The organism is Streptomyces sp. NPDC049954, assembly GCF_040656295.1.
In the GTDB taxonomy this organism is placed as follows: Bacteria; Actinomycetota; Actinomycetes; order Streptomycetales; family Streptomycetaceae; genus Streptomyces.
Genome location: NZ_JBFALS010000006.1, coordinates 53353 through 78559 on the forward strand (window position 1 = coordinate 53353; position 25207 = coordinate 78559).

Consider the following 25207-nt stretch of genomic DNA (forward strand, 5'->3'; position numbering starts at 1 on the left):
TGGACTGGCGGCGGTCCGCCACGCGGTGTGGTCACGCCCTGGTAACCGTGAGTCATGCAGCTCACGCCCCGCTCCCAGACCGCCCCGTCGGCGCGTTCCGCGAACGCCGCTCCGGCTCCGTCGCCCCGTTCCGCGAACCCCGCCCACGACCCGTCCACGGGTTCCGCGACGGCCGGCTCGCCCCGCGCCCGTCGGCCCGTGTCCTCCCGCACCGTGCGTCGGCTGCGCGGCGGGGCGCTCGCCGCCGTATGCCTGAGCCTCCTGGTCGGCGCCGCCCCGGCCCCCGAGGCGCGCGGCATCGGGGACCGGCTCTTCCCGAGTCTCGGGAATCCCGGTTTCGACGTCACCGCCTACGACCTCGCGTTCACCTACTCCGGCGACAACAAGAAGCCGCTCGACGTCGTGACGACGATCGACGCGCGAGTCACCGAGCCGCTGGACCGGGTCAATCTCGACTTCGCCCACGGCACGGTCCGCTCCGTCACCGTCAACGGGGCGCCCGCGGGGCACGTCGCGGCGGGCCAGGACCTCGTCCTCACCCCGAGCCGGTCCCTGGAGGCGGGAGAACCGCTGCGCATCACCGTCCGGCACACGAGCGACCCGAGGCCCCCGGCCGAGAGCCTCGGGGAGGGCGGCTGGGTGCCTACGGAGGACGGCCTCGCCATGGCCAACCAGGCCGACGCCGCCCACCGCGTGTTCCCGGGCAGCGACCACCCCTCGGACAAGGCCCGCTTCACGTTCCACGTCACGGTGCCCAAGGGCCTCACCGCCGTGGCGAACGGCCTGCCCACGGGGCACACACGCGCAGCGGACGGCGGTACGACCTGGTCGTACCGCACCGCCCATCCGATGGCGACCGAGCTCGCGCAGGTCTCCATCGGCCGCTCCGCAGTCCTGCACCGCACCGGCCCGCACGGTCTGACGGTGCGCGACGTGGTCCCCGAGGCGGACCGCGCCGCCCTCGAACCGTGGCTCGCCAAGACCCCCGAGCAGATCGCCTGGATGGAGCGGAAGGTCGGGCGCTATCCCTTCGAGACCTACGGCGTCCTCGCCGCCGGGGCCACGACCGGCTTCGAGCTGGAGACCCAGACCCTGTCCCTGTTCGAACGCCGCATGTTCACCGCGAAGGGCTACCCCAAGGGGTACGTCGACTCGGTGATGGTGCACGAGCTGTCCCACCAGTGGTTCGGCGACAGCGTCAGCCCCCGCACGTGGTCCGACCTCTGGCTCAACGAGGGACACGCGAGCTGGTACGAGGCCCTTTACGCCGCCGAGAAGGGCGGCGAGCCCCTGGAGAGGCGCATGCGGGCGGCCTACGGACAGTCCGACGCCTGGCGCGCGTCCGGAGGCGCCCCGGCCGGCCCGAAGAAGCCGGGCAGCGGGAAGATCAGCATCTTCCGCCCCGTCGTCTACGACGGCAGCGCCCTGGTGCTCTACGCCCTGCGCCAGGAGATCGGGGCCCCGGCCTTCGAGCAGGTGGAGCGCGCCTGGGTGCGTGAGCACCGTGACTCCACCGCGACCACCGCCGACTTCGTCCGGCTCGCCTCCCGGACCGCCGGACGTGACCTCGACGGCTTCCTCACTCCCTGGCTGTACGGAGCGAAGACCCCGCCGATGCCGGGCCACCCGGACTGGAAGCAGACGGCCGACGAGCCCAAGGCCGCCACCCGCCCGGGACCGCACCCCGCCCACGACGCCGCGAAATGACCGCGCCGGGCCCCGCGGCGAGGCGCGCGGACGTCCCGCGGAGCGGCAGCGCGGCGCACCGGCATAACTCGGATGACGCCGCGCGAGGCCCCGTGGCACCATCCTGTGGTCGGCACGCCGTCCGCCCGCTCCGCCGGGCCCGGAGGGAATCTTCGGGAGGGCGGGAGCGTTGCCACAGATGACGGAACGAGACCGTCACCATCCGATCCTCGACGTAAGGACCAAATGACCCACTCCTCTTCCTTTTCCCAGGACGCGCCGACCGCGGCGAACGCCGCTTCGGACCCCAAGAACACGCGGGACTCCTCCCCGTTGCACGCGGACGGCCTCAAGGCCGATGCCCTGATGGAAGAGGACGTCGCCTGGAGCCACGCGGCCGACGGAGCGCGTGACGGCGAACAACTCGACCGTTCCGAGCGCGCCGCGCTGCGCCGGGTCGCGGGCCTGTCCACCGAACTGGAGGACGTCACCGAGGTCGAGTACCGCCAGCTGCGGCTGGAGCGGGTCGTCCTCGTCGGCGTCTGGACCTCGGGCACCGTGCACGACGCGGAGAACTCCCTCGCGGAGCTCGCCGCCCTCGCGGAGACCGCGGGCGCCCTCGTCCTCGACGGCGTCATCCAGCGCAGGGACAAGCCGGACCCCGCCACGTACATCGGTTCGGGCAAGGCCGTCGAACTGCGCGACGTCGTGCTGGAGACCGGCGCGGACACGGTCGTGTGCGACGGTGAACTCAGCCCCGGCCAGCTCATCCATCTCGAAGACGTGGTCAAGGTCAAGGTCGTGGACCGTACGGCCCTGATCCTCGACATCTTCGCCCAGCACGCCAAGTCGCGGGAGGGCAAGGCGCAGGTCTCCCTCGCGCAGATGCAGTACATGCTCCCGAGGCTGCGCGGCTGGGGCCAGTCGCTGTCCCGGCAGATGGGTGGCGGTGGCTCCGGTTCCTCCGGTGGCGGTATGGCCACCCGTGGTCCCGGTGAGACCAAGATCGAGACCGACCGGCGCCGGATCCGCGAGAAGATGGCGAAGATGCGCCGGGAGATCGCGGACATGAAGACCGGCCGCGAGATCAAGCGCCAGGAGCGCCGCCGCAACAAGGTGCCCTCGGTCGCCATCGCCGGCTACACCAACGCGGGCAAGTCCTCGCTGCTCAACCGTCTGACCGGCGCCGGAGTCCTGGTGGAGAACAGCCTGTTCGCCACCCTCGATCCCACGGTGCGCCGCGCCCAGACGCCGAGCGGCCGGCTCTACACGCTCGCGGACACCGTCGGCTTCGTCCGGCACCTGCCCCACCACCTGGTCGAGGCGTTCCGCTCCACGATGGAGGAGGTCGGGGACTCTGACCTGATCCTGCACGTCGTGGACGGCTCGCACCCCGCCCCGGAGGAGCAGCTCGCCGCCGTGCGCGAGGTGATCAGGGACGTCGGCGCCACCGGCGTACCGGAGATCGTCGTGATCAACAAGGCGGACGCCGCCGACCCGCTGGTCCTCCAGCGACTGCTGCGCACCGAGAAGCACGCGCTGGCCGTCTCCGCACGGACCGGCCAGGGCATCGAGGCGCTGCTGGAACTGATCGACGAGGAACTGCCGCGTCCCTCCGTGGACGTCGAGGTCCTCGTGCCCTACACCGAGGGCAGGTTCATCGCCCGCGCCCACGCCGAGGGCGAGGTCCTCTCCGAGGAGCACAAGCCCGAGGGCACCCTGCTCAAGGCCCGGGTGCACGAGGAACTGGCCGCCGAACTGGCCCGGTTCGTCCCGGCCGTCCGATAAGCAGTCCGGCGGCTCCGGTCGCCCGACGGTCACAGCCCGCGGGCCCGTGTCCCTTCCAGGGACACGGGCCCGCGGGCGCTTCGGCCGGGGGCGGGACAAACCTGCGGCCGCCCCGCCCCGTGTGTCAGGAGGAGCTGTCCGCCTTGGCGCTGACCGCGCGGTAGACGGCCTCCGCCTCCTTGCCCAGGCGCGGCCCCGCCAGCCAGCCGCCCGTCACCGGGCCGATCGAGGTGTTGGACACCAGCGCCGGCTTCCCGTCGGAACCCTCGGCGACCCAGCCGCCCCCGGAGGCCCCACCGGTCATCGTGCACCCGAGGCGGTACATCGTGGGCGCCGACCCGGCGAGCGACAGCCGGCCCGGCTTCGCCCCGCACTGGTACAGCTTCTGCCCGTCGAAGGGCGGGGCCGCCGGATAGCCGGTGGCCGTCAGCGCCGGGATCTCCGGTACGGCCGGGGCCGCGAAGTCCACCGGCAGCGCGCCGCCCACCGTCTCCTCCAGCGACTTGCCGCCGCCGTCCTCGGGCGCCACGTGCAGCACCGCGAAGTCGTACGGGGCGCCCTGGCCGCCCGTGGGGCCGCCGCCCGCGATCCACTGCTGCGAGGTCTGCGCCCAGTCGCTCCACCACACGCCGTACGGGGCGACCTGTTCCTTGCTCGCCCCCTGCAACTGCGCCGTACTGAGGCCCTTGTTGTTGTAGGCGGGGACGAAGGCGATGTTGCGGTACCAGCCGCCGTTCTTGCCGGCGTGCACGCAGTGCCCGGCCGTCCACACGAGGTTGGACTTGCCCGGGTGCGCGGGGTCCTCGACCACCGTGGCCGAGCAGACCATCGAGCCCTCGGGGGAGTCGAAGAGCACCTTGCCCGCCTGCGGGACCGAGTCGTGGTACGGCGTCCCCGCGGCCTTCGCGGGCACCGGGGCCGGCACCGGGTCGGTCACCCCCTGATCGCCCTGGAGGTCACCGCCGTCCACCGGCTTGTCGGGGTCCTCCGCCCTGCGCATGCGGTCCGGGTCCCAGAGCCCGTCGATGACGGGATTGACGAAGTCCTCGGCCTTGCGCAGCCACTCGTCCTTGTCCCAGTTCTTCCAGGCACCGCCCTTCCACTTGTCGAGGTCGATGCCGTGTTCCTGCAGACGTTCCTTGAGGCCGTCGGGCAGATGTATCTTCCCGCCGTCCGTCGAGGACGAGGCCACCGGGGAGGAACTGCCGCCGCCCGCGTCGTCGCTGTCGTCGCCGGGCCCGCAGGCCGTCGCGGTCAGGGCGAGGACGCCGCACACCGCGACCGCCGCCGCGGTACGGGGCCGCCGCCCCGCGCGCCCCGTGCCGGTGGACCTGACGCCGTTTCGTGGACGGAATGGTCGCATGGGTGGTTCCCCCTGATGCCTCGTGGAGCGTGCCGCCCCGCCCTGCCGGGAAGCCGGTCGGGCCGGCCGGCACGGCTCGGACGGGGCGGCCATGACGGCCCCCCACACTATGGCCACGTCTTCCACGACGAACCCCGGAACGGCAACAGTTCGGTCACGGCAAGGATCTTCGGGCCACCCGTTATCCGGAGCGGTCCGCGTCGTTGGTACGTACGGGGGCCATCGGCATGTCCGGGGCAGACCCCCGTCACCTTGCCCTCGTACCGCCGGAGGACCAACCGCCTTGGCCGTGACCGAGTCCGTTCCCGCCGCACCGACCACCACGCACGAAGGCGTGCTGCGCCGCCAGTCGGCGCGCGAGTCGGCGGCCAGGACCTACGCCCGCTCGCTGCCCATCGTCCCCGTACGCGCGCGGGGCCTGACGATCGAGGGGGCCGACGGGCGGCGCTACCTGGACTGTCTCTCCGGCGCCGGGACGCTCGCCCTCGGACACAACCACCCGGTGGTCCTCGACGCCATCCGCACCGTGCTGGACTCCGAGGCGCCCCTGCACGTCCTGGACCTGGCCACCCCCGTCAAGGACGCCTTCGTCACCGAGCTGTTCCGCTCCCTGCCGGGCGATCTCGCCTCCCGGGCCCGCGTGCAGTTCTGCGGACCGGCCGGCACCGACGCGGTCGAGGCGGCCCTCAAACTGGTCCGTCGCGCGACCGGCAGGCAGACCGTCCTGACCTTCACCGGCGCCTACCACGGGATGAGCGCGGGGGCCCTCGACGTCTCCGGGGGCGCCACCGAGATGCGCGCCGCGCGGCTGCCCTACCCGCAGGACTACCGCTGCCCCTTCGGCATCGGAGGGGAGTCCGGGGCGACCCTCGCGTCCCGGCTGGCCGAGAGCTACCTCACGGACCCGAAGTCCGGCATCCCCGACCCGGCCGGCATGATCCTCGAACCCGTCCAGGGCGAGGGGGGCGTGCACCCGGCCCCGGACAGTTGGCTGCGCAGGATGCGGGAGCTGACCCGTGAACACGGCATCCCCCTGATCGCCGACGAGGTGCAGACCGGGGTCGGCCGCACCGGCGCGTTCTGGGCCGTCGAGCACAGCGGCGTCGTCCCCGACGTCATGGTCCTCTCCAAGGCCATCGGCGGCAGCCTTCCGCTCGCCGTGATCGTGTACCACGAGGACCTCGACGTGTGGGAGCCCGGAGCGCACGCGGGCACCTTCCGGGGCAACCAGCTCGCCATGGCGGCCGGCACCGCCACCCTCGCCTACGTCCGCGAGCACGGCCTGGCGCGGCGCGCCGCCGACCTGGGCGCCCGCATGCTCGGCCACCTGCGGGCCCTGGCCGTCGCCTACCCGTGGGTGGGCGACGTACGGGGCCGGGGGCTGATGCTCGGGGTGGAACTGGTCGATCCCGACGGGGCGCGCTCCGAGCCCTCCGCGCCGCCGCCCGCCGCCCCCTTGCGCGCGGCCGCCGTACGCCGTGAATGCCTGCGGCGCGGGCTCATCGTGGAACTGGGAGGGCGGCACTCCGCCGTCGTCCGCCTGCTGCCCCCGCTCACGATCACCGACGAGCAGGCCTCCGCCGTACTGGACCGCTTCGCCGAAGCGCTGGCCGCCGTCCACCGCGACCTGCCCGTATGAGTCCCCGCCCCCGCCGGTCCTGTCCGCGGCAGAACCGGCCCCGCACCCGCCAGTCCACAAGGAAGCGCCCGTGAACCCCGACACCGCACCCGACGGCCGGTCCCGGCTCCACCCCCGCGAGGCGCACGGCGCGCGCGCCCCGCACACCGGGGAGGCCAGGGCCGTACCCCGGCAGCACTCCGGTGCGCCCGAGGGCGAGCAGCTCGGTGGCGCCGCGGCCGACCTGCTGGAACACCCCGACGTCCGCACCGCCGCCCAGGCGGCGGCCGTGGAGAACCTGCTGCGCTGCTGGGTGCGCGAGACGGGCCTCGGCGCCCCGGAGCGCGGCACCCTGCGCATCCCGCTCAGCGCCCAGGGCGCCACCCTGGTCGTGCCGGTGCGGTACTGGTCGGCCGCGGGCTGGCACCGCTTCGGGCTGCCACGGCTGGAGTTCGAGGGGCGGCGCCGTCCTGAGGAGCCACCGCGGAGCGCCACGCCCTGCGAGGAGGCGCCCTCCACTCGTGTCGGCCAGGGCGGAACCCCCCTCGACGCGGCCACCGTCGCGGCCCTGCTGAGCCGGGAGGCAGCGGCCGGCGCGACGGACCACGGAGAGGTGCGCCGTCCGCCCCGGGAGAGCGGGGCCTCCCCGACGAGTGGCTCCCCGGCGAGCGCCTCCCCGGGGAAGGCGACCGAAACCGCGCCGTGGTCCGACACCACCGGCACCGCCCCGGGCCCGGTACCGGCCACCCGCGAAGGAGTCCCGGAGCAGGACGCCACGACGGCACCCGCGCCCTGCGACGACGACCTCGTCGGCCGCGTACGGGACTCGGTCCGCAGGACCGCCGTCTTCCTCACCGACCGCCGGCGTCATACCGCCGACCACTCGGCGCGCTTCCTCGCGGCGGAACAGTCCCTCCTGCTCGGCCACCCCCTGCACCCGACTCCGAAGAGCCGCGAAGGGCTGTCCGAGGCGGAGACCCGGCTCTACTCGCCCGAACTGCGCGGCGCCTTCCCGCTCCACTGGATCGCCGTGGACCGCGAACTGCTCGCCACCGACTCCGCGTGGACCGAGCGGGGCCGCACGGTGAGCGCCGAGCGGCTCACCGCCCGGCTCGCCGGCTCCGGCCTCGCCCTGCCCCCGGGCACCGGTGCCCTGCCCCTGCACCCCTGGCAGGCCCGTGACCTCGCCCGCAGGCCCGAGGCCGTGGCGCTCATGGACGCCGGACTGCTCACGCCGCTCGGCCCCTACGGGGACGCCTGGTGGCCCACCTCCTCGGTGCGCACCGTCCACCGTCCCGAGGCCGACGCCATGCTCAAGCTCTCGCTCGGGCTGCGGATCACCAACTCCCGCCGCGAGAACCTCCGCAAGGAGCTGCACCGGGGCGTCGAGGTGCACCGGCTGCTGCGCACCGGCCTGGCGACGCAGTGGCGCGCCGCACACCCCGGATTCGACATCGTGCGCGATCCCGCGTGGCTCGCCGTCGACGACACCCATGGCCGGCCGGTCCAGGGCCTGGACGTGATGATCCGGCACAACCCCTTCGGCCCCGACAGCGACGCCACGTGCGTGGCCGGGCTGGTGTCCCCGCGCCCCGTCCCCGGCGCACCGTCGGTCGCGGAGCACCACCCGATGCGCTCGCGCCTCGCCGAGATCGTGACGCGGCTCGCCGGGCTCACCGGCCGGCCCCGGGGCACAGTGGCGGCCGAGTGGTTCCTGCGCTACCTCGAACAGGTCGTGCGCCCCGTCCTCTGGCTCGACGGACACGCGGGCGTGGCCCTGGAGGCCCATCAGCAGAACACCCTCGTACTGCTGGACCGGCACGGCTGGCCCGTCGGCGGCCGCTACCGCGACAACCAGGGGTACTACTTCCGCACCTCGCACCGTGAGCGGCTGGAGGCCCGGCTGCCGGGGATCGGGGATGCCTCCGACACCTTCGTGCCGGACGCGGTGACGGACGAACGCTTCGCGTACTACCTGGCCATCAACAACGTGCTGGGGCTCGTCGGGGCGTTCGGCTCGCAGGGCCTGGCCGACGAGCGTCTTCTGCTGGCCGCGTTCCGGAGGTTCCTGAGCGACGCGGCCACCGGGCCCGGCCGGCTCGGCTCCCCGCTGCCCGCGCTGCTGCTGGACACCCCGGTGCTTCGGTGCAAGGCCAACCTTTTGACCCGGTTGCACGGTCTCGACGAACTCGTCGGCCCCGTCGACACCCAGTCCGTCTACGTCTCGATCAGCAACCCGCTGCACGCCCCCTGAGCCCGGGGCCGGGGGCGCCCACGGGCTGTCCCCGGCCCCGCCTCCCTGCACCACGCGCCGTCGATTGGCCCGCCGCTCGACCGAGAGGAACGTCCGTGCCCGCAGCAGAAGCCTCCTCGCGCACCCCAGCAACTGATCCCACCGCGCCCCACCCGTCCCCGCGCCCCGACGAGGACATAGCCGGCGGGGACTGCCGGAACGGCGGGGGCGGCCCGCCGCCGGACAACCCGTCGCACCCGGCCGGGGCGGCCCCCGCAGGCCCCGGCGCCGTTCCCGGCGCCCGCGGTGTCGGCCTCCCGGATCGCCCGCTCGGCGCCGACCTCCTCGACTCGGTGGCCTCCTGGGGCGGCGTCGACACCGCGCACGGTTTCTTCCGCCTCGTGCCTGTCCGGCTGCCGCGCGATCTGCGGCTGCTGTCCGGCTGGATGAACGAGCCCGAGGTGGCCGCCTTCTGGGAACTGGCGGGGCCGCCCTCCGTCACCGAGGCCCATGTGCGTCCGCAACTCGAAGGCGACGGCCGCAGCGTGCCCTGCGTCGGCGAACTGGACGGCTCCCCGCTGAGCTACTGGGAGATCTACCGCGCCGACCTCGACGTGCTCACCCCGTACTACGCGGCGCGCCCCGAGGACACCGGAGTGCACCTCCTGATCGGCGGCGCCGCCCACCGGGGGCGGGGGCTCGGTCCCGTCCTGCTGCGTGCCGTCGCGGACCTGATTTTCGACCACCGTCCCACCTGCACCCGCGTCGTCGCCGAGCCCGACGTGCGCAACGCCCGCTCCGTCGCCGCCTTCGCCCGCGCCGGATTCCGGCGCACGGCGGAGCTGAACCTCCCCGACAAGCGCGCGGCCCTGATGATCCGCGACCGGCAGCCGCACCCGCCGCCGCACTGACGCCCCCGGGCACCGCACGGGGCCGCCCGCCGACGGGGAAACCGACGCGTGACGGGCCGGCAGATCCGCACCGCGCCACGCCGACCCGGCAATCCACCGATCGGCGTATCGGCAGGTGGCAGATCGGCCATGATCGCGAGTGGTACGCCGTGATGCGCCGTGGACCCGGCCCTGACTCAGGCGACGGGCCGGCGCGCGTGGACCGGTTCAGTACGACACGCGCGGACGTTCTCGGCACGGACGCTCCTGGCACGGACGCTCCTGGCACGGCCGTTCTCGGGACGGACGCGAACGCATCGGCACGGCCGACCGCACCGGCACCGGCCGGGGCGTGACTCTCCAGGAGCACCGCGCCCCGCCCGCCCCGTATGAGCCACGCCGCCCCCGTGCTCCGTGGCCCCGTGTACAGCGGCGGCGGGACGGTGGCCCGGGACGCCCACGGCCCACGCCGCCCCGTCATCGCCCCGCTCCCCAGGGCGCCACGCGACCCCGTCCGGCCCCTCCGCCCTGTCCCGCACCGTCCCCGCCCCGTTGCCCTCGCCCTTCGCCGGCGGGGCGACGTCGGCGGACCGCTGCCTGGGCCCGAACCGCACCGTCCGTGGACCCGGCCCGTACCGCGGTGCCCGGCACAGCCGGACGGACAGCGGGCCGGCGCCGCTCAGCACCACCGCCTCGCACGTACCGCTCAGCACCCGGATCAGCAGCCTCACCGGCACTCACCGAAGGAGCCTCCCCGTGCCGCACCCCGCCGCGGAACACAGCGCGCAAGAGACCGTCCCCCAGGCAGCCCCGCCCCCGGCACCCCTCCCCGCGCCGGCCCCGTCCCTCTACGACCCTCCGGAGCTGAACCCCGGAGCCTGGCAGCGGGCCGGTCGGCGGCTCCTCGCGAAGACCATCGCGGAGTTCGCGTACGAGGAGATCCTCGTCCCCGTACGGAGGCCCACGACGGCCTCCTCCCCGGTCACCGACGCGCCCGTGCACCGCGCCGCTGCTCACGAGAACCCGTCCGATCCGTACGCCGAGTACACCTTGGCACTCGACGCGCCGGGGGAGCGGGGCGCGCCGCGCGAGCCCGGCGCGCCCACTGGCGGTGGCACGCTCTCCGGACCGGGCACGCCGTCCGTCCACGGCGCCCCCGACCGACACGGCGGCGCGACCGGCTCCGTGGGCACCGGGGCTCTCCCGTCCCGTGACGGGGCGGGAGAGCCCCGTGACCGGGCGGAACGGCCGCACCTCAGCTTCCGGGCGCGCCGCAGCGCGTACGGCCACTGGGAGGTCGAGCCCGACAGCCTGCTGCTCGTCGAGGACGGCGCCGCTCCCGCCCCGTTCACCGACCCGTTGGGTTTCCTGACCCGGGCCCGCACCGTGCTCGGTCTTGACGGGGCCACTCTGGGACATCTCGTGCGCGAACTGAGCGCGACCCTCGCCGCCGACGCGCGGCTCGAACACACCGGGCTCCCCGGCTCCGCCCTGGCCGAACTCGACTACGCACACCTTGAGGGGCACCAGACCGGTCACCCCTGGATCGTGCTCAACAAGGGCCGCATGGGCTTCTCCGCGAGCGACGCGGCGCGCTGGGCTCCCGAGGGCCGCACCGAGGCCCGGCTCCCCTGGATCGCCGTACGCTCCGCCCTCGCCACCTACCGGGGCGTCCCGGGACTCGACACCGCCGAGCAGCTCTACGCCCGCGAACTCGACGCACCGGTACGGGAGTCCTTCGACGCCGCCTTAAGGGACCGGGGGCTGGAGCCCACCGCGTACCTCTACCTGCCGGTGCACCCCTGGCAGTGGGACGGCACGGTCCTGCCCCTGTTCGCCGCCTCGGTCGCCGCCCAGGACATCGTGCCGCTGCCCTCCGACGGGGACCACCGACTCCCCCAGCAGTCCATCCGTACCTTCCTCAACGTCTCCCGCCCCGAGCGGCACACCGTCAAACTGCCCCTGTCGATCCTCAACACCCTGGTGTGGCGCGGGCTGCCCACCCGCCGCACGGTCGCCGCTCCGGCGGTCACCGCGTGGGTGCACGGACTGCGGGACGCCGATCCGTTCCTCAGCGAGGAGTGCCGCGTCGTCCTGCTCGGCGAGGTGGCCTCGGTGGCCGTGGAACATCCGCTCTACGACGGTCTCGACGAAGTCCCGTACCAGTACAAGGAACTGCTGGGCGCGATCTGGCGCGAACCCCTCGGGTCCCGGCTCGACGCGGGGGAGCGGGCCAGAACCCTGGCCTCCCTCATCCACGTCGACCCGGCCGGCCGCGCCTTCGTCGCGGAACTGGTGCGGCGCTCCGGTCTCGCCCCGGAGGTCTGGCTGCGCCGCCTGTTCTCCGCCCTGCTCCCGCCCCTGCTGCGCTTCCTCTACCGGTACGGAACCGTCTTCTCCCCGCACGGGGAGAACGCCATCGTGGTCTTCGACGAACAGGACGTCCCGGTACGGCTCGCCGTGAAGGACTTCGTGGACGACGTGAACCTGAGCGCGCAGGCTCTGCCCGAGCACGAGGGCATGCCCGAGGACGTACGACGGGTGCTGCTCACCGAATCGCCGGACTTCCTGCCCCAGTTCATCCACTCCGGCCTGTTCGTCGGAGTGTTCCGCTACCTGGCGCCGCTCTTCCGTGAGCAGCTCGGCGTGGACGACGCCGTGTTCTGGTCGCTCGTACGGTCCGAGGTCCTCACCCACCAGGCCCGCTTCCCCGAGCTCAAGGAGCGCTACGAGCTGTTCGATCTGCTGACGCCGCGGATCGACCGGCTGTGCCTCAACCGCAACAGACTGCACCTGGACGGTTACCGCGACCGTTCCGAGCGCCCGCACGCCGCCGTGCACGGCACCGTGCCCAACCCGCTGCACGCGCTCTGACCACCGCCGGGCGCGGGGAGCACGTCCGCACCTCCGGGCGGCTCCGTCCCGCCCGCTCCCGCGGGACGGAGCCGCTCCCGTCCCGCGGGGACGGAGCCGGCCCACTCGGGAAGGACCCGCGTTGTCCGTGGCGCGTCGTAGGGTGGTCGAGCTATGACGAAGCCCTCACTCCCCGATCTCCTGCACGCCGCCGTCACCGCCGTGGGCGGCTCGGAGCGGCCCGGACAGGTGACCATGGCCCAAGCGGTCGGTGACGCCATCGACGACGGCTCGCACCTGCTCGTGCAGGCCGGCACCGGTACCGGCAAGTCCCTCGGCTATCTGGTGCCCGCCCTGGCCCACGGGGAGCGCGTCGTCGTGGCGACCGCGACCCTGGCCCTCCAGCGCCAGCTCGTCGAACGCGACCTCCCCCGTACGGTCGACGCCCTGCACCCCCTCATGCGGCGCCGCCCCGAGTACGCGATGCTCAAGGGCCGCTCCAACTACCTGTGTCTGCACCGGCTGCACGAGGGCATGCCGAAGGACGAGGAGGAGGCGCTCTTCGACCAGTTCGAGGCCGCCGCGCCCAGCAGCAAGCTCGGCCAGGACCTGCTGAGGCTGCGCGACTGGTCGGACGAGACGGAGACCGGCGACCGGGACGGCCTCACCCCCGGCGTCTCCGACCGGGCCTGGGCCCAGGTGTCGGTGTCCTCGCGGGAGTGCCTCGGCGCGAGCCGCTGCGCCTACGGGGCGGACTGCTTCGCCGAGATGGCCAGGGAGCGCGCGAAGCTCGCCGACGTCGTGGTCACCAACCACGCCCTCCTCGCGATCGACGCGATCGAGGGGGCACCCGTGCTGCCCCCGCACGAGGTGCTGATCGTGGACGAGGCGCACGAACTGGTCTCCCGGGTCACCGGTGTGGCCACCGGGGAGCTGAGTCCGGGGCAGGTCAACCGCGCGGTGCGGCGGGCGGCGAAGCTCGCCGACGAGAAGACCGCCGACCTGCTGCAGACCGCGGCCGAGGGCTTCGAGCGCGTCATGGAGCTGGCCCTGCCCGGCCGCCTCGAAGAGCTCCCCGAGGACCTCGGCTACGCCCTCGCCGCCCTGCGGGACGCCGCCCGCCAGGTCATCACCGCGATCGGCAACACCCGCGACCGCTCCGTGCCCGACGAGGACGCGGTCCGCAAGCAGGCCCTGGCTTCCGTCGAGACGGTGCACGGGGTCGCCGAGCGGATCTGCGAGTCCTCCGAGTACGACGTGCTGTGGTGCGAGCGGCACGACCGCTTCGGGGCCTCCCTGCGGGTGGCGCCGCTGTCGGTCTCGGGCCTGCTGCGGGAGAAGCTCTTCACCGACCGTTCGGTCACCCTGACCTCGGCGACGCTCAAGCTGGGCGGGGACTTCAACGGCGTGGGCGCCTCGCTGGGGCTGGCCCCGGAGGGCACCGCGGGCTCCGGCGCACCGGAGACGGACGAACTGCCGGTGTGGAAGGGCATCGACGTCGGCTCCCCCTTCGACTACCGCAAGCAGGGCATCCTGTACGTCGCGCGGCATCTGTCGCCGCCCGGCCGCGAGGGGACCCGGACGGACCTGTTCGACGAACTGGCCGAACTGGTCGAGGCGGCGGGCGGGCGCACCCTCGGGCTGTTCTCCTCGATGCGCGGCGCCCAGGCGGCGGCGGAGGAGCTGCGCGGACGTCTCGACGTGCCCGTGCTGCTCCAGGGCGAGGAGACCCTCGGCGAGCTGATCAGAACCTTCGCCGAGGACCCGCGTACCTGCTTGTTCGGCACGCTGTCGCTGTGGCAGGGCGTCGACGTACCGGGCCCCAGCTGCCAGCTGGTCGTCATGGACCGCATCCCCTTCCCCCGGCCCGACGACCCCCTCATGAGCGCCCGCCAGAAGGCCGTGGAGCAGGCCGGCGGCAACGGCTTCATGGCGGTGGCCGCCACGCACGCGGCGCTGCTCATGGCCCAGGGCGCGGGCCGCCTCGTACGGGCCTCCGGCGACCGGGGCGTGGTCGCGGTCCTCGACCCGCGTCTGGCCACGGCCCGGTACGGGAGCTACCTGCGCGCGTCCCTGCCCGACTTCTGGTACACCACGGACCGCAATCAGGTGCGCAGGTCGCTCGCTGCGATCGACGAGAGCGCCAAGGCGAGCGAGCAGGGGGCAGCCGTGGCGGCAGGCGAGAGCTAGAGCATGGGAGCAGGAGCGCTGGCGTCGTGGAGGGGCCCCGCCCGGACCGGGCACGGGGCCCTCTCGGCGGGAGAGGAGCCCTCAGGCCGTCCCGGTGAGCGGAAGGAGGCGCAGGGGCTCCGGACAGCACTGCGGGCCCCGAAACCCGGCGCAGTGGGTCTCAGGGCCCTGCTGAGGACGGCGGCCTTCAGATCCGCCGGAGGACGGCGACGACCTTGCCGAGGATCGTCGCCTCGTCGCCGGGGATCGGCTGGTACGCGGAGTTGTGCGGCAGCAGCCACACGTGACCGTCCTCCCGCTTGAAGCGCTTGACGGTCGCTTCCCCCTCTAGCATCGCGGCCACGATGTCCCCGTTCTCCGCGACCGGCTGGCGGCGCACGGTGACCCAGTCGCCGTCGCAGATGGCCGCCTCGATCATGGAGTCGCCCACCACCTTGAGTACGAACAGCTCACCGTCACCCACGAGCTGGCGGGGGAGAGGGAAGACGTCCTCGACGGACTCCTCGGCCAGGATCGGTCCACCGGCCGCGATGCGGCCGACCAGGGGGACGTAGGAGGCGGCCGGTTTTCCCGCGGTGTCCGTGGGCTGGGTGCTTGGCTGGTCGGAGCCGCGCACCTCGTAGGCGCGGGGGCGGTGCGGGTCCCTGCGCAGGAAACCCTTGCGTTCGAGCGCCATGAGCTGATGGGCGACCGAAGAGGTGCTGGACAGGCCGACGGCCTGGCCGATCTCCCGCATCGACGGGGGATAGCCACGGCGCTGGACGGAGTCCCTGATGACCTCGATGACGCGCCGCTGCCGGTCGGTGAGCCCTGAACTGTCGGCACGGATTCCTGGAGGACGTCCGGGCAACGAGCGGGCGGGCTTGGCCCCCTCGTGGTGCGTGGCTGTTTCACTGATGGCGCGTGCCGGCTGGAATCGGCCCTGGGAGCGGTCCTGGCCAGTGATGGTGGCGCTGTCTGCGGTGGTGGTCACATTGGGCCCCTCTCGAATGGTCTCCCTGGCCGGTCAACGGTAGTGGCTTTCGAAAGGTTGCGCCAAACACACGTTCGAGTGAAAAACCGGCACTTACCTGTTCAAATCGCCTGTGCGGGTGTATGGGCGATGACTCTTATGCGGGCAATAGGCCACAATGGGACCGGTGTTGTCAGGGCGTGCCCACGCGCCGAGGGGCCGGGTGTTCGACCGCTCGGTGCGCTGCCGGAGTCCTGGAAAGGCCGGTGTCCGCCCGGTGAGTCGTCGGCCCCGCGCGGGCGTGCCGGTGTCCGCTTGTGCGAGCGGGGCGCTCCCTGGGTGGAGGTCCGGCGCGCACGGGCCGACCGCGACAGTCTTTCACCGCCGGTGGCGCGGGAGGCGGGTACCCCCCGGTGTGCGCCGTCCTCCGGTCTCGTAGGGTCGACAGCCGTCGCGTCGGAAGGGCGAGCCTCGCCCCCGGAGCGTGAGTGGCCGCTTATGGAGGCGTGGGCGGCCGGTTGCGACAAGCGTGAGCCGTCGTTCGGCAGGGGTGCGGGGCGCCGTCCGGGGCGGCACGAGCGTGCCGGCCGGAAGCGGGCCGCACCGCGCGGGAGCGTGCGTGCTCTGCCTGTGCGTGACCGGCCCCGCGCCTGCCGCCGGAGCTCTCTGGATGCAGGCTCACCGCGTGGGCCTCCGGTCCGGGGTATCGGCTCTCGCCACGACACGCGCTCACCGAGATTCGCGGCCCGGCCCAAGATCTAGTGGTTGGATTGGCAAAGCTACCCACAAGTTGTGGTCCGGGTCGGTCGGGGTTCGGGCCATCGCCTATGCTGGGGGCTGCTTCGAGGGGCTCCTGGTCAGGGAGTGCCCGGTGAGCCCATTGTGTCGTGCCGTGAAGGAGGGTTGGGTTCCATGCACTGTCCCTTCTGCAGGCATCCCGACAGCCGGGTTGTCGACAGTCGTACGACCGACGACGGGGCCGCGATCAGGCGGCGCCGGCAGTGCCCCGACTGTTCCCGGCGGTTCACCACCGTCGAGACCTGCTCACTCATGGTGATCAAGCGGAGCGGGGTCACCGAGCCCTTCAGCCGCACCAAGGTCATCAACGGCGTGCGCAAGGCGTGCCAGGGCCGTCCGGTGACCGAGGACGCCCTGGCGAAGCTCGGCCAGCGCGTCGAGGAGGCCCTGCGGGCGACCGGCAGCGCCGAGCTGACCACGCACGACGTCGGGCTCGCCATACTCGGCCCCCTGCAGGAGCTGGACCTCGTCGCCTACCTGCGGTTCGCGTCCGTGTACCGGGCGTTCGACTCGCTGGAGGACTTCGACGCCGCCATCACCGAACTGCGCGAGCAGACCGGGGACGCGACGGACGGAACCGGGCCCGCGCCCTGCGCGTGCGGCCGGGAGGACGAGGGAGACCGGGCCGTGGCGGCCACCGTCGTGGCCGACTGATCCGGACCGGCACCCGCCGCCCCCGACGGGGCGGTGACGACGCGGGGAGCGTCCGGCGCCGGTGACGTCACCGGCAGGAGCGGTCCGGCGGGCCGCGGGTGAACAGGTGAACAACAACTGAGGGGCGGCCCGCTACGGGCCGGGAACGACATGCGCGGGCGGCCGGGTGGAGCGGTCGACGCGAGAACCGGCCGAAGGCGCGCGCAGCACCTTCGGTCTGCACAGACACAGCGTGCCGCAGGGGAAGTTTGCGGCACTGCGAGGCGTTTTAGCCTGGTACGAGGAGGCGGCATGACAGAGACGGCGAGCGGTTCGGCACGAGGGACCCGCAAGGGCTCCAAAGGCGCGAAGGGGCTGCACATCGAGCGCATCCACACCACCCCCGGTGTGCATCCCTACGACGAGGTGTCCTGGGAGCGCCGTGACGTCGTCATGACCAACTGGCGCGACGGTTCGGTCAACTTCGAACAGCGTGGCGTCGAGTTCCCCGACTTCTGGTCGGTGAACGCGGTCAACATCGTCACCAGCAAGTACTTCCGGGGCGCCCTGGGCACTCCGCAGCGCGAGACCGGGCTCAAGCAGCTCATCGACCGCATCGTGAAGACGTACCGCAAGGCGGGCGAGCAGAACGCCTACTTCGCCTCCCCGGCCGACGCCGAGATCTTCGAGCACGAGCTGGCGTACGCCCTCCTGCACCAGATCTTCAGCTTCAACTCGCCGGTGTGGTTCAACGTCGGCACGACCCAGCCGCAGCAGGTCTCCGCGTGCTTCATCCTGTCCGTCGACGACTCCATGGAGTCGATCCTCGACTGGTACAAGGAAGAGGGGATGATCTTCAAGGGCGGTTCCGGGGCGGGCCTGAACCTGTCGCGCATCCGTTCCTCGAAGGAACTGCTCTCCTCCGGCGGCAACGCCTCCGGTCCGGTCTCCTTCATGCGCGGCGCCGACGCCTCCGCCGGGACGATCAAGTCCGGCGGGGCGACCCGGCGGGCGGCGAAGATGGTCATCCTCGACGTCGACCACCCCGACATCGAGGACTTCATCAAGACCAAGGTCACCGAGGAGGAGAAGATCCGCGCCCTGCGTGACGCGGGCTTCGACATGGACCTCGGCGGCGAGGACATCACCTCCGTCCAGTATCAGAACGCCAACAACTCCGTCCGCGTCAACGACGAGTTCATGAAGGCCGTCGAGGCCGGCGACAAGTTCGGGCTGCGGGCGCGGATGACCGGCGAGGTCATCGAGGAGGTCGAGGCCAAGAGCCTCTTCCGCACCATGGCCGAGGCCGCCTGGGCCTGCGCCGACCCCGGCATCCAGTACGACGACACCATCAACGCCTGGCACACCTGCCCGGAGTCCGGCCGGATCAACGGCTCGAACCCGTGCAGCGAGTACATGCACCTGGACAACACCTCGTGCAACCTGGCCTCGCTCAACCTCATGAAGTTCCTCAAGGACGACGGTCTCGGCCACCAGTCCTTCGAGATCGAGCGGTTCGCCAAGGTCGTCGAGCTGGTCATCACCGCGATGGACATCTCGATCTGCTTCGCGGACTTTCCGACCCAGAAGATCGGCGAGAACACCCGCGCCTTCCGCCAGCTCGGCATCGGCTACGCCAACCTCGGCGCCCTGCTGATGGCCACCGGCCACGCCTACGACTCGGACGGCGGCCGCGCGCTGGCCGGTGCCATCACCTCGCTGATGACCGGCGCCTCCTACCGGCGCTCCGCCGAGCTGGCCGCGGTGGTCGGCCCGTACGAGGGCTACGCCCGCAACGCCGCCCCGCACCAGCGCGTCATGAAGCAGCACGCCGACGCCAACACCTCCGCCGTGCGGGTCGACGATCTGGACAGCCCGATCTGGGCCGCTGCCACCGAGGCCTGGCAGGACGTACTGCGCCTCGGGGAGAAGAACGGCTTCCGCAACGCGCAGGCCTCCGTCATCGCCCCGACCGGCACCATCGGTCTCGCGATGTCCTGCGACACCACCGGCCTGGAGCCCGACCTCGCCCTGGTCAAGTTCAAGAAGCTGGTCGGCGGCGGCTCCATGCAGATCGTCAACGGCACCGTGCCCCAGGCCCTGCGCCGCCTCGGTTACCAGGAGGAGCAGATCGAGGCGATCGTCGCCCACATCGCCGAGCACGGCAATGTGATCGGTGCGCCCGGCCTCAAGGAGGAGCACTACGAGGTCTTCGACTGCGCCATGGGCGAGCGTTCCATCTCCGCGATGGGACACGTCCGCATGATGGCCGCGATCCAGCCGTGGATCTCCGGCGCGCTGTCCAAGACGGTCAACCTCCCCGAGTCGGCGACCGTCGAGGACGTCGAGGAGGTCTACTTCGAGGCGTGGAAGCTGGGCGTCAAGGCGCTCGCCATCTACCGCGACAACTGCAAGGTCGGCCAGCCCCTCTCCGCGAAGAAGAAGGAGGAGGAGAAGGCCGAGATCACCGAGAAGACCGAGGACACGATCCGTACCGCGGTCGAGAAGGTCGTCGAGTACCGTCCGGTCCGCAAGCGCCTGCCCAAGGGCCGTCCCGGCATCACCACCTCCTTCACGGTGGGTGGCGCCGAGGGGTACATGACGGCCAACTCCTACCCGGACGACGGTCTGGGCGAGGTCTTCCTCAAGATGTCCAAGCAGGGCTCGACCCTCGCGGGCATGATGGACGCCTTCTCGATCGCCGTCTCCGTCGGCCTCCAGTACGGGGTTCCGCTGGAGACCTACGTCTCGAAGTTCACCAACATGCGCTTCGAGCCGGCCGGGATGACCGACGACCCGGACGTGCGGCTGGCCCAGTCCATCGTCGACTACATCTTCCGCCGCCTGGCGCTGGACTTCCTGCCCTTCGAGACCCGCTCGGCGCTTGGCATCCACTCCGCCGAGGAGCGCCAGCGGCACCTGGAGACGGGCTCCTACGAGCCCGAGGAGCAGCTGGACACCGACTCGCTGGCCCAGTCCGCCCCGGTCGCTCCCGTCCAGGAGAGCGCGCCGGTGACGGTGATCGGGGGCAGCGAGGAGGCCGCGAAGCCCGCCCCGCGGGAGGCCCACACCTCCGCCGAGCTGGTCGAGATGCAGCTCGGTATCAACGCCGACGCCCCGCTCTGCTTCTCGTGCGGGACGAAGATGCAGCGCGCCGGTTCCTGCTACATCTGCGAGGGCTGCGGCTCGACCAGCGGCTGCAGCTGACCGCACACGCCGCCGTGGCGCGTGTGAGGCGTCGCCTCCGGTGACGCGGACCGCGTGATCAGCGTGCGACGACGCCCGGCCGGGCTCTCCCCGGCCGGGCGTCGTCGGCTGTCATGTGACGGGGCGCGGCGGGTCGCCGAGGAGACCGGCCCCTCGGGCGGACATGACGCGAAGCCCCGTGTCCATGGCGAGAATGGCAACATCCGCTACGGCGCAGGGGGCTTCGCGGAATCAATCCTGGCAGGCCGGTTCGCGCCCGAAACGGTTCTGCGCGTGATCATCGCCCTAAGGGGTGAGCGAGGACCAGGCGTTGCCGCACGCGGGCGGCGCGGAAAGGACGGCTCAGGCCGGCTTGTTCCCCATGGCGGCGGTGAACGCCGTGAGATCCGTGTCGAAGCCCTGGACCAGCGGACGGTACGTCCACTCCCCGTCCGCCGCGCGCACGAACTCGGCCACGGTGGCCGCCGCGGCGTCGGGCACCGCCGCGAAGTCCGTCGTCCCCAACTCCTCGTAGCCCTCCCTGAGGCGGGCCTCCGGCCCGATCACGTCGCGGAAGGTCCGCGTGCCCTCGCGCTGCTGGACGGCGACCCCGACGACGACCCGCCCGTACGCCGACGAGAGCCGGTCGAGTTCCAGGGTCAGCACCTCGTCCCAGCCGAAGCCCTGACCGGTGCGGCTGTCGCGGTTGAGCGTGATCGTCCCGTCCGGGGCGCGTTGGTCGAAGTGCACGACGTAGACCGGATGTTGATGCGGATCGTCCACCGCGTAGACCGCGGCGACGAGGTCCAGGTCCATGGGCGGCGAGCCGGTCGGGCTCGGGTCCCACTTGAGAGCCGCCTCTACCTTGCGCAGACCTTTGTTGAGGGTGTCCACGGTCTTCCCTTCTTTCCCGGCAACCGGCGACGGGCCCGTGTCGACGGCAAGTCGCCGTGCGCACAGGGTGATTGTCCATAGTGTCACGCCCCACGGACATCTGTCGGGCTCGTGGACGGCCCCACCCGGCACGGCCGCGGCGCCGTACGATGGCGCGGTGCTGGTCAAGTGGATTCGCTGCGAAGTGACGGACCGTCAGAGGTTCGACCAGGGGCAGCGGAAATGGGCGGGGCTCGTGGGGGAGCCGGGGTTCCGGGCCCAGGCAGGGGGGTGGAGCCGCGAGCGGCCGGGGCAGGCGCACGTCTTCGGCTTCTGGGAGAGCCGGGCGTTCTACGACTCGTTCATGGCACGTTCCCACGAACGGCTCGCCGCCGCGCAGAGCGGCACCTTCAAGGACACCGAGGTCCTTCTCTTCGACCACCGCTTCGACGTGAAGACCGGTTTCGAGCCGTACTTCCACGACGTCGACCTCGTCAGGGTCGCGCACTCCCGGGTGCACGAGGAGCGTGTCGAGCACTTCACGCTCGTGCAGCGGCACATCTGGAACCCCGTGATGGCGGGCTCTCCGGGCATGGTGCGCGGGTTCTTCGGCGAGGGGCCGGGGCACGAGTTCCTGGTGCTCTCGATGTGGCGGGCGGCGGCCGAACGCGGCAAGTACCGCCCCGAGGGACTGACCCGGCTGTCGGCCCGAGCGCAGACCGACGAGGACCTCCTCGACCTGTCGGGCGCCATCGTGGAACTGGAACCGTCCTGGACGGTGTGAGCACCCGCGCTCACCACGGGTCGTCCCCGGCACACCGCGGGCGATCCGCGGCGCCCCCCGGGGGGACTGCTCCGGATGGAGCCCGGCCGGTTGTCGGGGCCGCGCGGTGGCCGCCTAGGGTTTGGGCATGGCACGTCCGCGGCGCATCGTCCTAGTCCGGCACGGGGAGTCCGAGGGAAACGCTGACGACAGCGTGTACGAGCGCGAGCCGGACCACGCGCTCCCCCTCACCCCGGCGGGCCGCGCGCAGGCCGCCGCGACCGGCAGGAAACTGCGCTCCCTGTTCCAGGAGGAACGGGTCAGCGTCTACGTCTCCCCGTACCGCAGGACCCACGAGACCTTCCGCGCCTTCGGTCTCGACCCCGCCCAGGTGCGGGTGCGCGAGGAGCCCCGGCTGCGCGAACAGGACTGGGGGAACTGGCAGGACCGCGACGACGTACGGCTCCAGAAGGCGTACCGCGACGCCTACGGGCACTTCTTCTACCGCTTCGCCCAGGGCGAGTCGGGCGCCGACGTGTACGACCGGGTCGGGGCCTTCCTGGAGAGCCTGTTCCGCAGCTTCGAGGACCCCGACCACCCCCCGAACGTCCTGCTCGTCACCCACGGGCTCACGATGCGGCTCTTCTGCATGCGCTGGTTCCACTGGACGGTCGCCGAGTTCGAGTCGCTGTCGAACCCTGGCAACGGGGAGACCCGCTGCCTCGAACTCGGTGCCGACGGCCGCTACCGCCTCGACCGGCCCTTCGTCCAGTGGCGCAAACCCGAGCCGTACGGAATCACCGGATAGAGTGCTACCGCCATGACCGCACAGAACACCCATGTCTCACCGCTGGAACGCGCTCACGCGAGTCTGGCCGGGCTCCGCGTCGGGGACGCCCTCGGTTCGCAGTTCTTCGTCCCCGCCAACCACCCGCTGCTGCGCCACCGCGCGCTCCCGCCCGGTCCGTGGCAGTGGACCGACGACACCGAGATGGCCTGTTCGGTCGTGACCGTGCTCGCCGGGCGCCGCCGCGTCGACCAGGACGTGCTGGCCGCCTCCTTCGCCGAGCACCACGACTTCGACCGGGGATACGGCCCGGGTGTGGGCCGTCTCCTGCGGCTCGTGCGGGAGGGCGGCGACTGGCGCGAACTGTCGCGCGGCCTCTTCGACGGACAGGGCTCCTGGGGCAACGGAGCCGCCATGCGCATCGCCCCGCTCGGCGCCTGGTACGCACAGGACCCCGAGCAGGCCACCCACCAGGCCGAGATCTCCGCCTACCCCACCCACCAGCACCGGGAGGCCGTGGCCGGCGCCATGGCCGTCGCCGCTGCCGCCGCCCTCGTGGCCGGAGCCTCGCAGCCGCCCGATCCCGTGCGGCTCCTGGACACCGTCGTCGACCTCGTGCCGCGCAGCGCCGTGCAGGCCGGGCTGCGCCGGGCGAGCGGCATGCTCGACTACGACGACGCCGGCACCGTCGCCGCCGTCCTGGGCTGCGGCCGACGTACCTCCGCGCACGACACCGTGCCCTTCGCGCTCTGGTCGGCGGCCCGCAACCTGGACGACTTCGAGGCCGCCTTCTGGACCACCGCCCAGGTCGGCGGCGACATCGACACCACCTGCGCCATCGTGGGCGGGGTGGTCGCCGCCGGTGGGGTCCGAGGGGCTCCGCCCGCCACCTGGCTGGAGCACACCGAGCCCCTGCCCGCCTGGGCCCGGACACGGGCGGCCTGAACACCCGCACGGTAGCGGCGGCCGGGCGCCGAGACACCGCCGGGGTACCCCGAAACCGCCCGCCCGCAGGCGGTTCCGAGCGTCGCGAGGTCTCCGGTAGGTCTCATTCCCGCCCAGGAGGGGAGCCGGGGTGTCGCACGGGAACCGGGGCGCGTACGCTGTCACCCGCTATGCCGTACGAAGCACCCACCCACAGCGTCGAGCGATCTCTGCGCGCCACGACCGGAGCGAAGATCGTCGCCGGAGTCGACGAGGTGGGCCGCGGCGCCTGGGCCGGACCCGTCTCGGTCTGCGCGGCCGTGACCGGACTCCGACGCCCCCCTGAGGGCCTCACCGACTCCAAGCTCCTCAGCCCCAAGCGGCGCGACACTCTCGCCGTGGTGCTGGAGGGCTGGGTGAGCGCGCACGCCCTCGGGCACGCCTCGCCGGAGGAGATCGACGAACTCGGTATGACCGCGGCGCTGCGGCTCGCCGCGGTCCGCGCGCTCGAAGCCCTTCCCGTCCGTCCGGACGCCGTGATCCTGGACGGCAACCACGACTACCTCGGCTCGCCGTGGAAGGTCCGCACCGTCATCAAGGGCGACCAGTCCTGCGTATCGGTCGCCGCCGCGTCCGTGATCGCCAAGGTCACCCGCGACCGGATGATGGCCGAACTCGGCTCCGACCACACAGACTTCGCCTTCGCCGCCAACGCCGGCTATCCCTCGCCGGTGCACAAGGCGGCCCTGGCGGAACGGGGTCCCACCCCGTACCACCGGCTTTCCTGGTCGTACCTCGATGCGCTGCCCCAGTGGCGGCATCTCAAGAAGGTCCGCACCCGGACGGACGGAAGCCCGACGGAGATCGAAGGACAACTAGGTTTCGACTTCTGACACTTCCGGCCGCACGCAGGTGCACACGCCGGAGCGCTGTGCTCCGGCGGTGGCAAAAACAACCCGTCATGCCTCTCATTCCCGAGGAGCCTCAGATTCACGAGAGTGCCCAGGGTCCCCGCACGACTCCGGCCCCCAGCCGCAGCGCGCAGACCCCCCGTCCCGTACCCGGCCCGCGTCCCGCGGCGCCGCCACGCCCCGGTCACCCGGGGCCCGCTCGACCGGCTCCCGCCCAGCGCACGCAGCGTGAGCAGGCCAAGCCCGTCTCCAAGGACTCCGACGCCCCGGCGTCCGCCCCGCAGCTCCAGATCATCCCCGCCCCGGCGAAGGGCGCTCTGGACGCCGCGGAGGAGGCCATCGACCTCCTGCTCGACTCGGGCCGTGCGCCCGGCGAGATCCTGCTGGTCACCACCGGCGACCTCCACCCCTGGGCAGCGCACGAGCTGTCCTTCGGCGAGGACGCCTACTGGGCCCAGCACGACGCGGGCGACGACGTCTTCTACACCGACGCCACCCGGGCCGCCCGTGCCTCGGCGCGTCCGGTCGTCGTGGTCGCCGTCAACGGCGGCAGTGACGCCGTGATCGCCCAGACGCTCCCGGTCACCCGCACCAGGGCCGGCGTGCTGATGATCGTCTGCGGCGATCCCCAGCTCGCCAACACGGCGCTGGGCGCGGGCGTCTGACCGAGGACAGCCGCCCCCGCCCGGCCGGTCACGGCCGGGCGGGGGCGGATGCCCTGGCCCACGGGGGTCGCGTTCGTCTTCACGTCACGCCCCG

At 72.5% G+C, this 25207-nt stretch carries 17 protein-coding genes; 14 read left to right on the top strand and 3 right to left on the bottom strand.

Going from position 1 to position 25207, the window contains the following annotated elements:
- The first annotated feature begins 54 nt into the window (after window positions 1-54).
- Together AB0J21_RS14700 and hflX are read left to right on the top strand one after the other, a co-directional pair.
- Entirely contained in the window at window positions 55-1707 is a 1653-nt protein-coding gene (locus AB0J21_RS14700; RefSeq protein WP_363146300.1) for a M1 family metallopeptidase, read from the top strand.
- Window positions 1708-1932: 225 nt separating this feature from the next.
- Window positions 1933-3474, top strand: coding sequence for a GTPase HflX (gene hflX, locus AB0J21_RS14705; RefSeq protein WP_363146301.1), 1542 nt, complete (start codon window positions 1933-1935; stop codon window positions 3472-3474).
- Between the two features lie 124 nt (window positions 3475-3598).
- On the opposite strand, the gene AB0J21_RS14710 is transcribed toward hflX, so the two are convergent.
- Window positions 3599-4837 (bottom strand): hypothetical protein, encoded by a 1239-nt coding sequence (locus AB0J21_RS14710; protein ID WP_363146302.1) that lies wholly within the window; start codon window positions 4835-4837, stop codon window positions 3599-3601.
- Between the two features lie 283 nt (window positions 4838-5120).
- Here AB0J21_RS14710 and AB0J21_RS14715 point away from each other — a divergent pair, with 283 nt between their 5' ends.
- The 5 genes from AB0J21_RS14715 (at window position 5121) to AB0J21_RS14735 (ending at window position 14621) form a co-directional block, all read left to right on the top strand.
- Window positions 5121-6476, top strand: a complete 1356-nt coding sequence (locus AB0J21_RS14715; protein WP_363146303.1) for a diaminobutyrate--2-oxoglutarate transaminase family protein — start codon at window positions 5121-5123, stop codon at window positions 6474-6476.
- A 70-nt stretch (window positions 6477-6546) separates the two neighbouring features.
- Window positions 6547-8709 (top strand): IucA/IucC family protein, encoded by a 2163-nt coding sequence (locus AB0J21_RS14720; protein ID WP_363146304.1) that lies wholly within the window; start codon window positions 6547-6549, stop codon window positions 8707-8709.
- Window positions 8710-8804: 95 nt separating this feature from the next.
- Entirely contained in the window at window positions 8805-9599 is a 795-nt protein-coding gene (locus tag AB0J21_RS14725; protein WP_363146305.1) for a GNAT family N-acetyltransferase, read from the top strand.
- Window positions 9600-10334: 735 nt separating this feature from the next.
- Entirely contained in the window at window positions 10335-12452 is a 2118-nt protein-coding gene (locus AB0J21_RS14730; RefSeq protein WP_363146306.1) for an IucA/IucC family siderophore biosynthesis protein, read from the top strand.
- Between the two features lie 153 nt (window positions 12453-12605).
- Window positions 12606-14621 (top strand): ATP-dependent DNA helicase, encoded by a 2016-nt coding sequence (locus AB0J21_RS14735; RefSeq protein ID WP_363146307.1) that lies wholly within the window; start codon window positions 12606-12608, stop codon window positions 14619-14621.
- A gap of 187 nt (window positions 14622-14808) precedes the next feature.
- Here AB0J21_RS14735 and lexA read toward each other — a convergent pair whose 3' ends face one another.
- On the bottom strand, window positions 14809-15594 hold the full coding sequence (lexA, locus tag AB0J21_RS14740; RefSeq protein ID WP_363146308.1) for a transcriptional repressor LexA: 786 nt from the start codon (window positions 15592-15594) through the stop codon (window positions 14809-14811).
- Window positions 15595-16485: 891 nt separating this feature from the next.
- On the opposite strand from lexA, the gene nrdR reads away from it, so the two are divergent.
- Window positions 16486-17025: a transcriptional regulator NrdR gene (gene nrdR / locus AB0J21_RS14745; protein WP_363146309.1), complete on the top strand. Its 540-nt coding sequence runs from the start codon at window positions 16486-16488 to the stop codon at window positions 17023-17025.
- A gap of 291 nt (window positions 17026-17316) precedes the next feature.
- Window positions 17317-20211, top strand: coding sequence for a vitamin B12-dependent ribonucleotide reductase (locus AB0J21_RS14750; protein WP_363146310.1), 2895 nt, complete (start codon window positions 17317-17319; stop codon window positions 20209-20211).
- Between the two features lie 342 nt (window positions 20212-20553).
- Here AB0J21_RS14750 and AB0J21_RS14755 read toward each other — a convergent pair whose 3' ends face one another.
- Entirely contained in the window at window positions 20554-21084 is a 531-nt protein-coding gene (locus AB0J21_RS14755) for a TerD family protein (protein ID WP_363146311.1), read from the bottom strand.
- 157 nt (window positions 21085-21241) lie between these two features.
- Here AB0J21_RS14755 and AB0J21_RS14760 point away from each other — a divergent pair, with 157 nt between their 5' ends.
- From AB0J21_RS14760 to AB0J21_RS14780, 5 genes are all read left to right on the top strand, one after another.
- The gene (locus AB0J21_RS14760) at window positions 21242-21847 is read left to right on the top strand and encodes a YdbC family protein (protein WP_363146312.1); all 606 of its coding nucleotides are present in this window, start codon (window positions 21242-21244) and stop codon (window positions 21845-21847) included.
- A 127-nt stretch (window positions 21848-21974) separates the two neighbouring features.
- Entirely contained in the window at window positions 21975-22634 is a 660-nt protein-coding gene (locus tag AB0J21_RS14765; RefSeq protein ID WP_363146313.1) for a histidine phosphatase family protein, read from the top strand.
- 12 nt (window positions 22635-22646) lie between these two features.
- Window positions 22647-23558: an ADP-ribosylglycohydrolase family protein gene (locus tag AB0J21_RS14770; RefSeq protein ID WP_363146314.1), complete on the top strand. Its 912-nt coding sequence runs from the start codon at window positions 22647-22649 to the stop codon at window positions 23556-23558.
- A 170-nt stretch (window positions 23559-23728) separates the two neighbouring features.
- Complete coding sequence (locus AB0J21_RS14775; protein WP_363146315.1) at window positions 23729-24430, top strand: ribonuclease HII; 702 nt, start codon at window positions 23729-23731, stop codon at window positions 24428-24430.
- A 68-nt stretch (window positions 24431-24498) separates the two neighbouring features.
- Complete coding sequence (locus tag AB0J21_RS14780) at window positions 24499-25113, top strand: hypothetical protein (RefSeq protein WP_363146316.1); 615 nt, start codon at window positions 24499-24501, stop codon at window positions 25111-25113.
- Window positions 25114-25207: the final 94 nt, after the last annotated feature.

Bases quoted from the DNA above. Each gene is read 5' to 3' on its own strand.
- AB0J21_RS14700 (WP_363146300.1), top strand. From the start codon at position 55: ATGCAGCTCACGCCCCGCTCCCAGACCGCCCCGTCGGCGCGTTCCGCG.
- hflX (WP_363146301.1), top strand. From the start codon at position 1,933: ATGACCCACTCCTCTTCCTTTTCCCAGGACGCGCCGACCGCGGCGAAC.
- AB0J21_RS14710 (WP_363146302.1), bottom strand. From the start codon at position 4,837: ATGCGACCATTCCGTCCACGAAACGGCGTCAGGTCCACCGGCACGGGG.
- AB0J21_RS14735 (WP_363146307.1), top strand. From the start codon at position 12,606: ATGACGAAGCCCTCACTCCCCGATCTCCTGCACGCCGCCGTCACCGCC.
- nrdR (WP_363146309.1), top strand. From the start codon at position 16,486: ATGCACTGTCCCTTCTGCAGGCATCCCGACAGCCGGGTTGTCGACAGT.
- AB0J21_RS14750 (WP_363146310.1), top strand. From the start codon at position 17,317: ATGACAGAGACGGCGAGCGGTTCGGCACGAGGGACCCGCAAGGGCTCC.
- AB0J21_RS14765 (WP_363146313.1), top strand. From the start codon at position 21,975: ATGGCACGTCCGCGGCGCATCGTCCTAGTCCGGCACGGGGAGTCCGAG.
- AB0J21_RS14770 (WP_363146314.1), top strand. From the start codon at position 22,647: ATGACCGCACAGAACACCCATGTCTCACCGCTGGAACGCGCTCACGCG.
- AB0J21_RS14775 (WP_363146315.1), top strand. From the start codon at position 23,729: ATGCCGTACGAAGCACCCACCCACAGCGTCGAGCGATCTCTGCGCGCC.
- AB0J21_RS14780 (WP_363146316.1), top strand. From the start codon at position 24,499: ATGCCTCTCATTCCCGAGGAGCCTCAGATTCACGAGAGTGCCCAGGGT.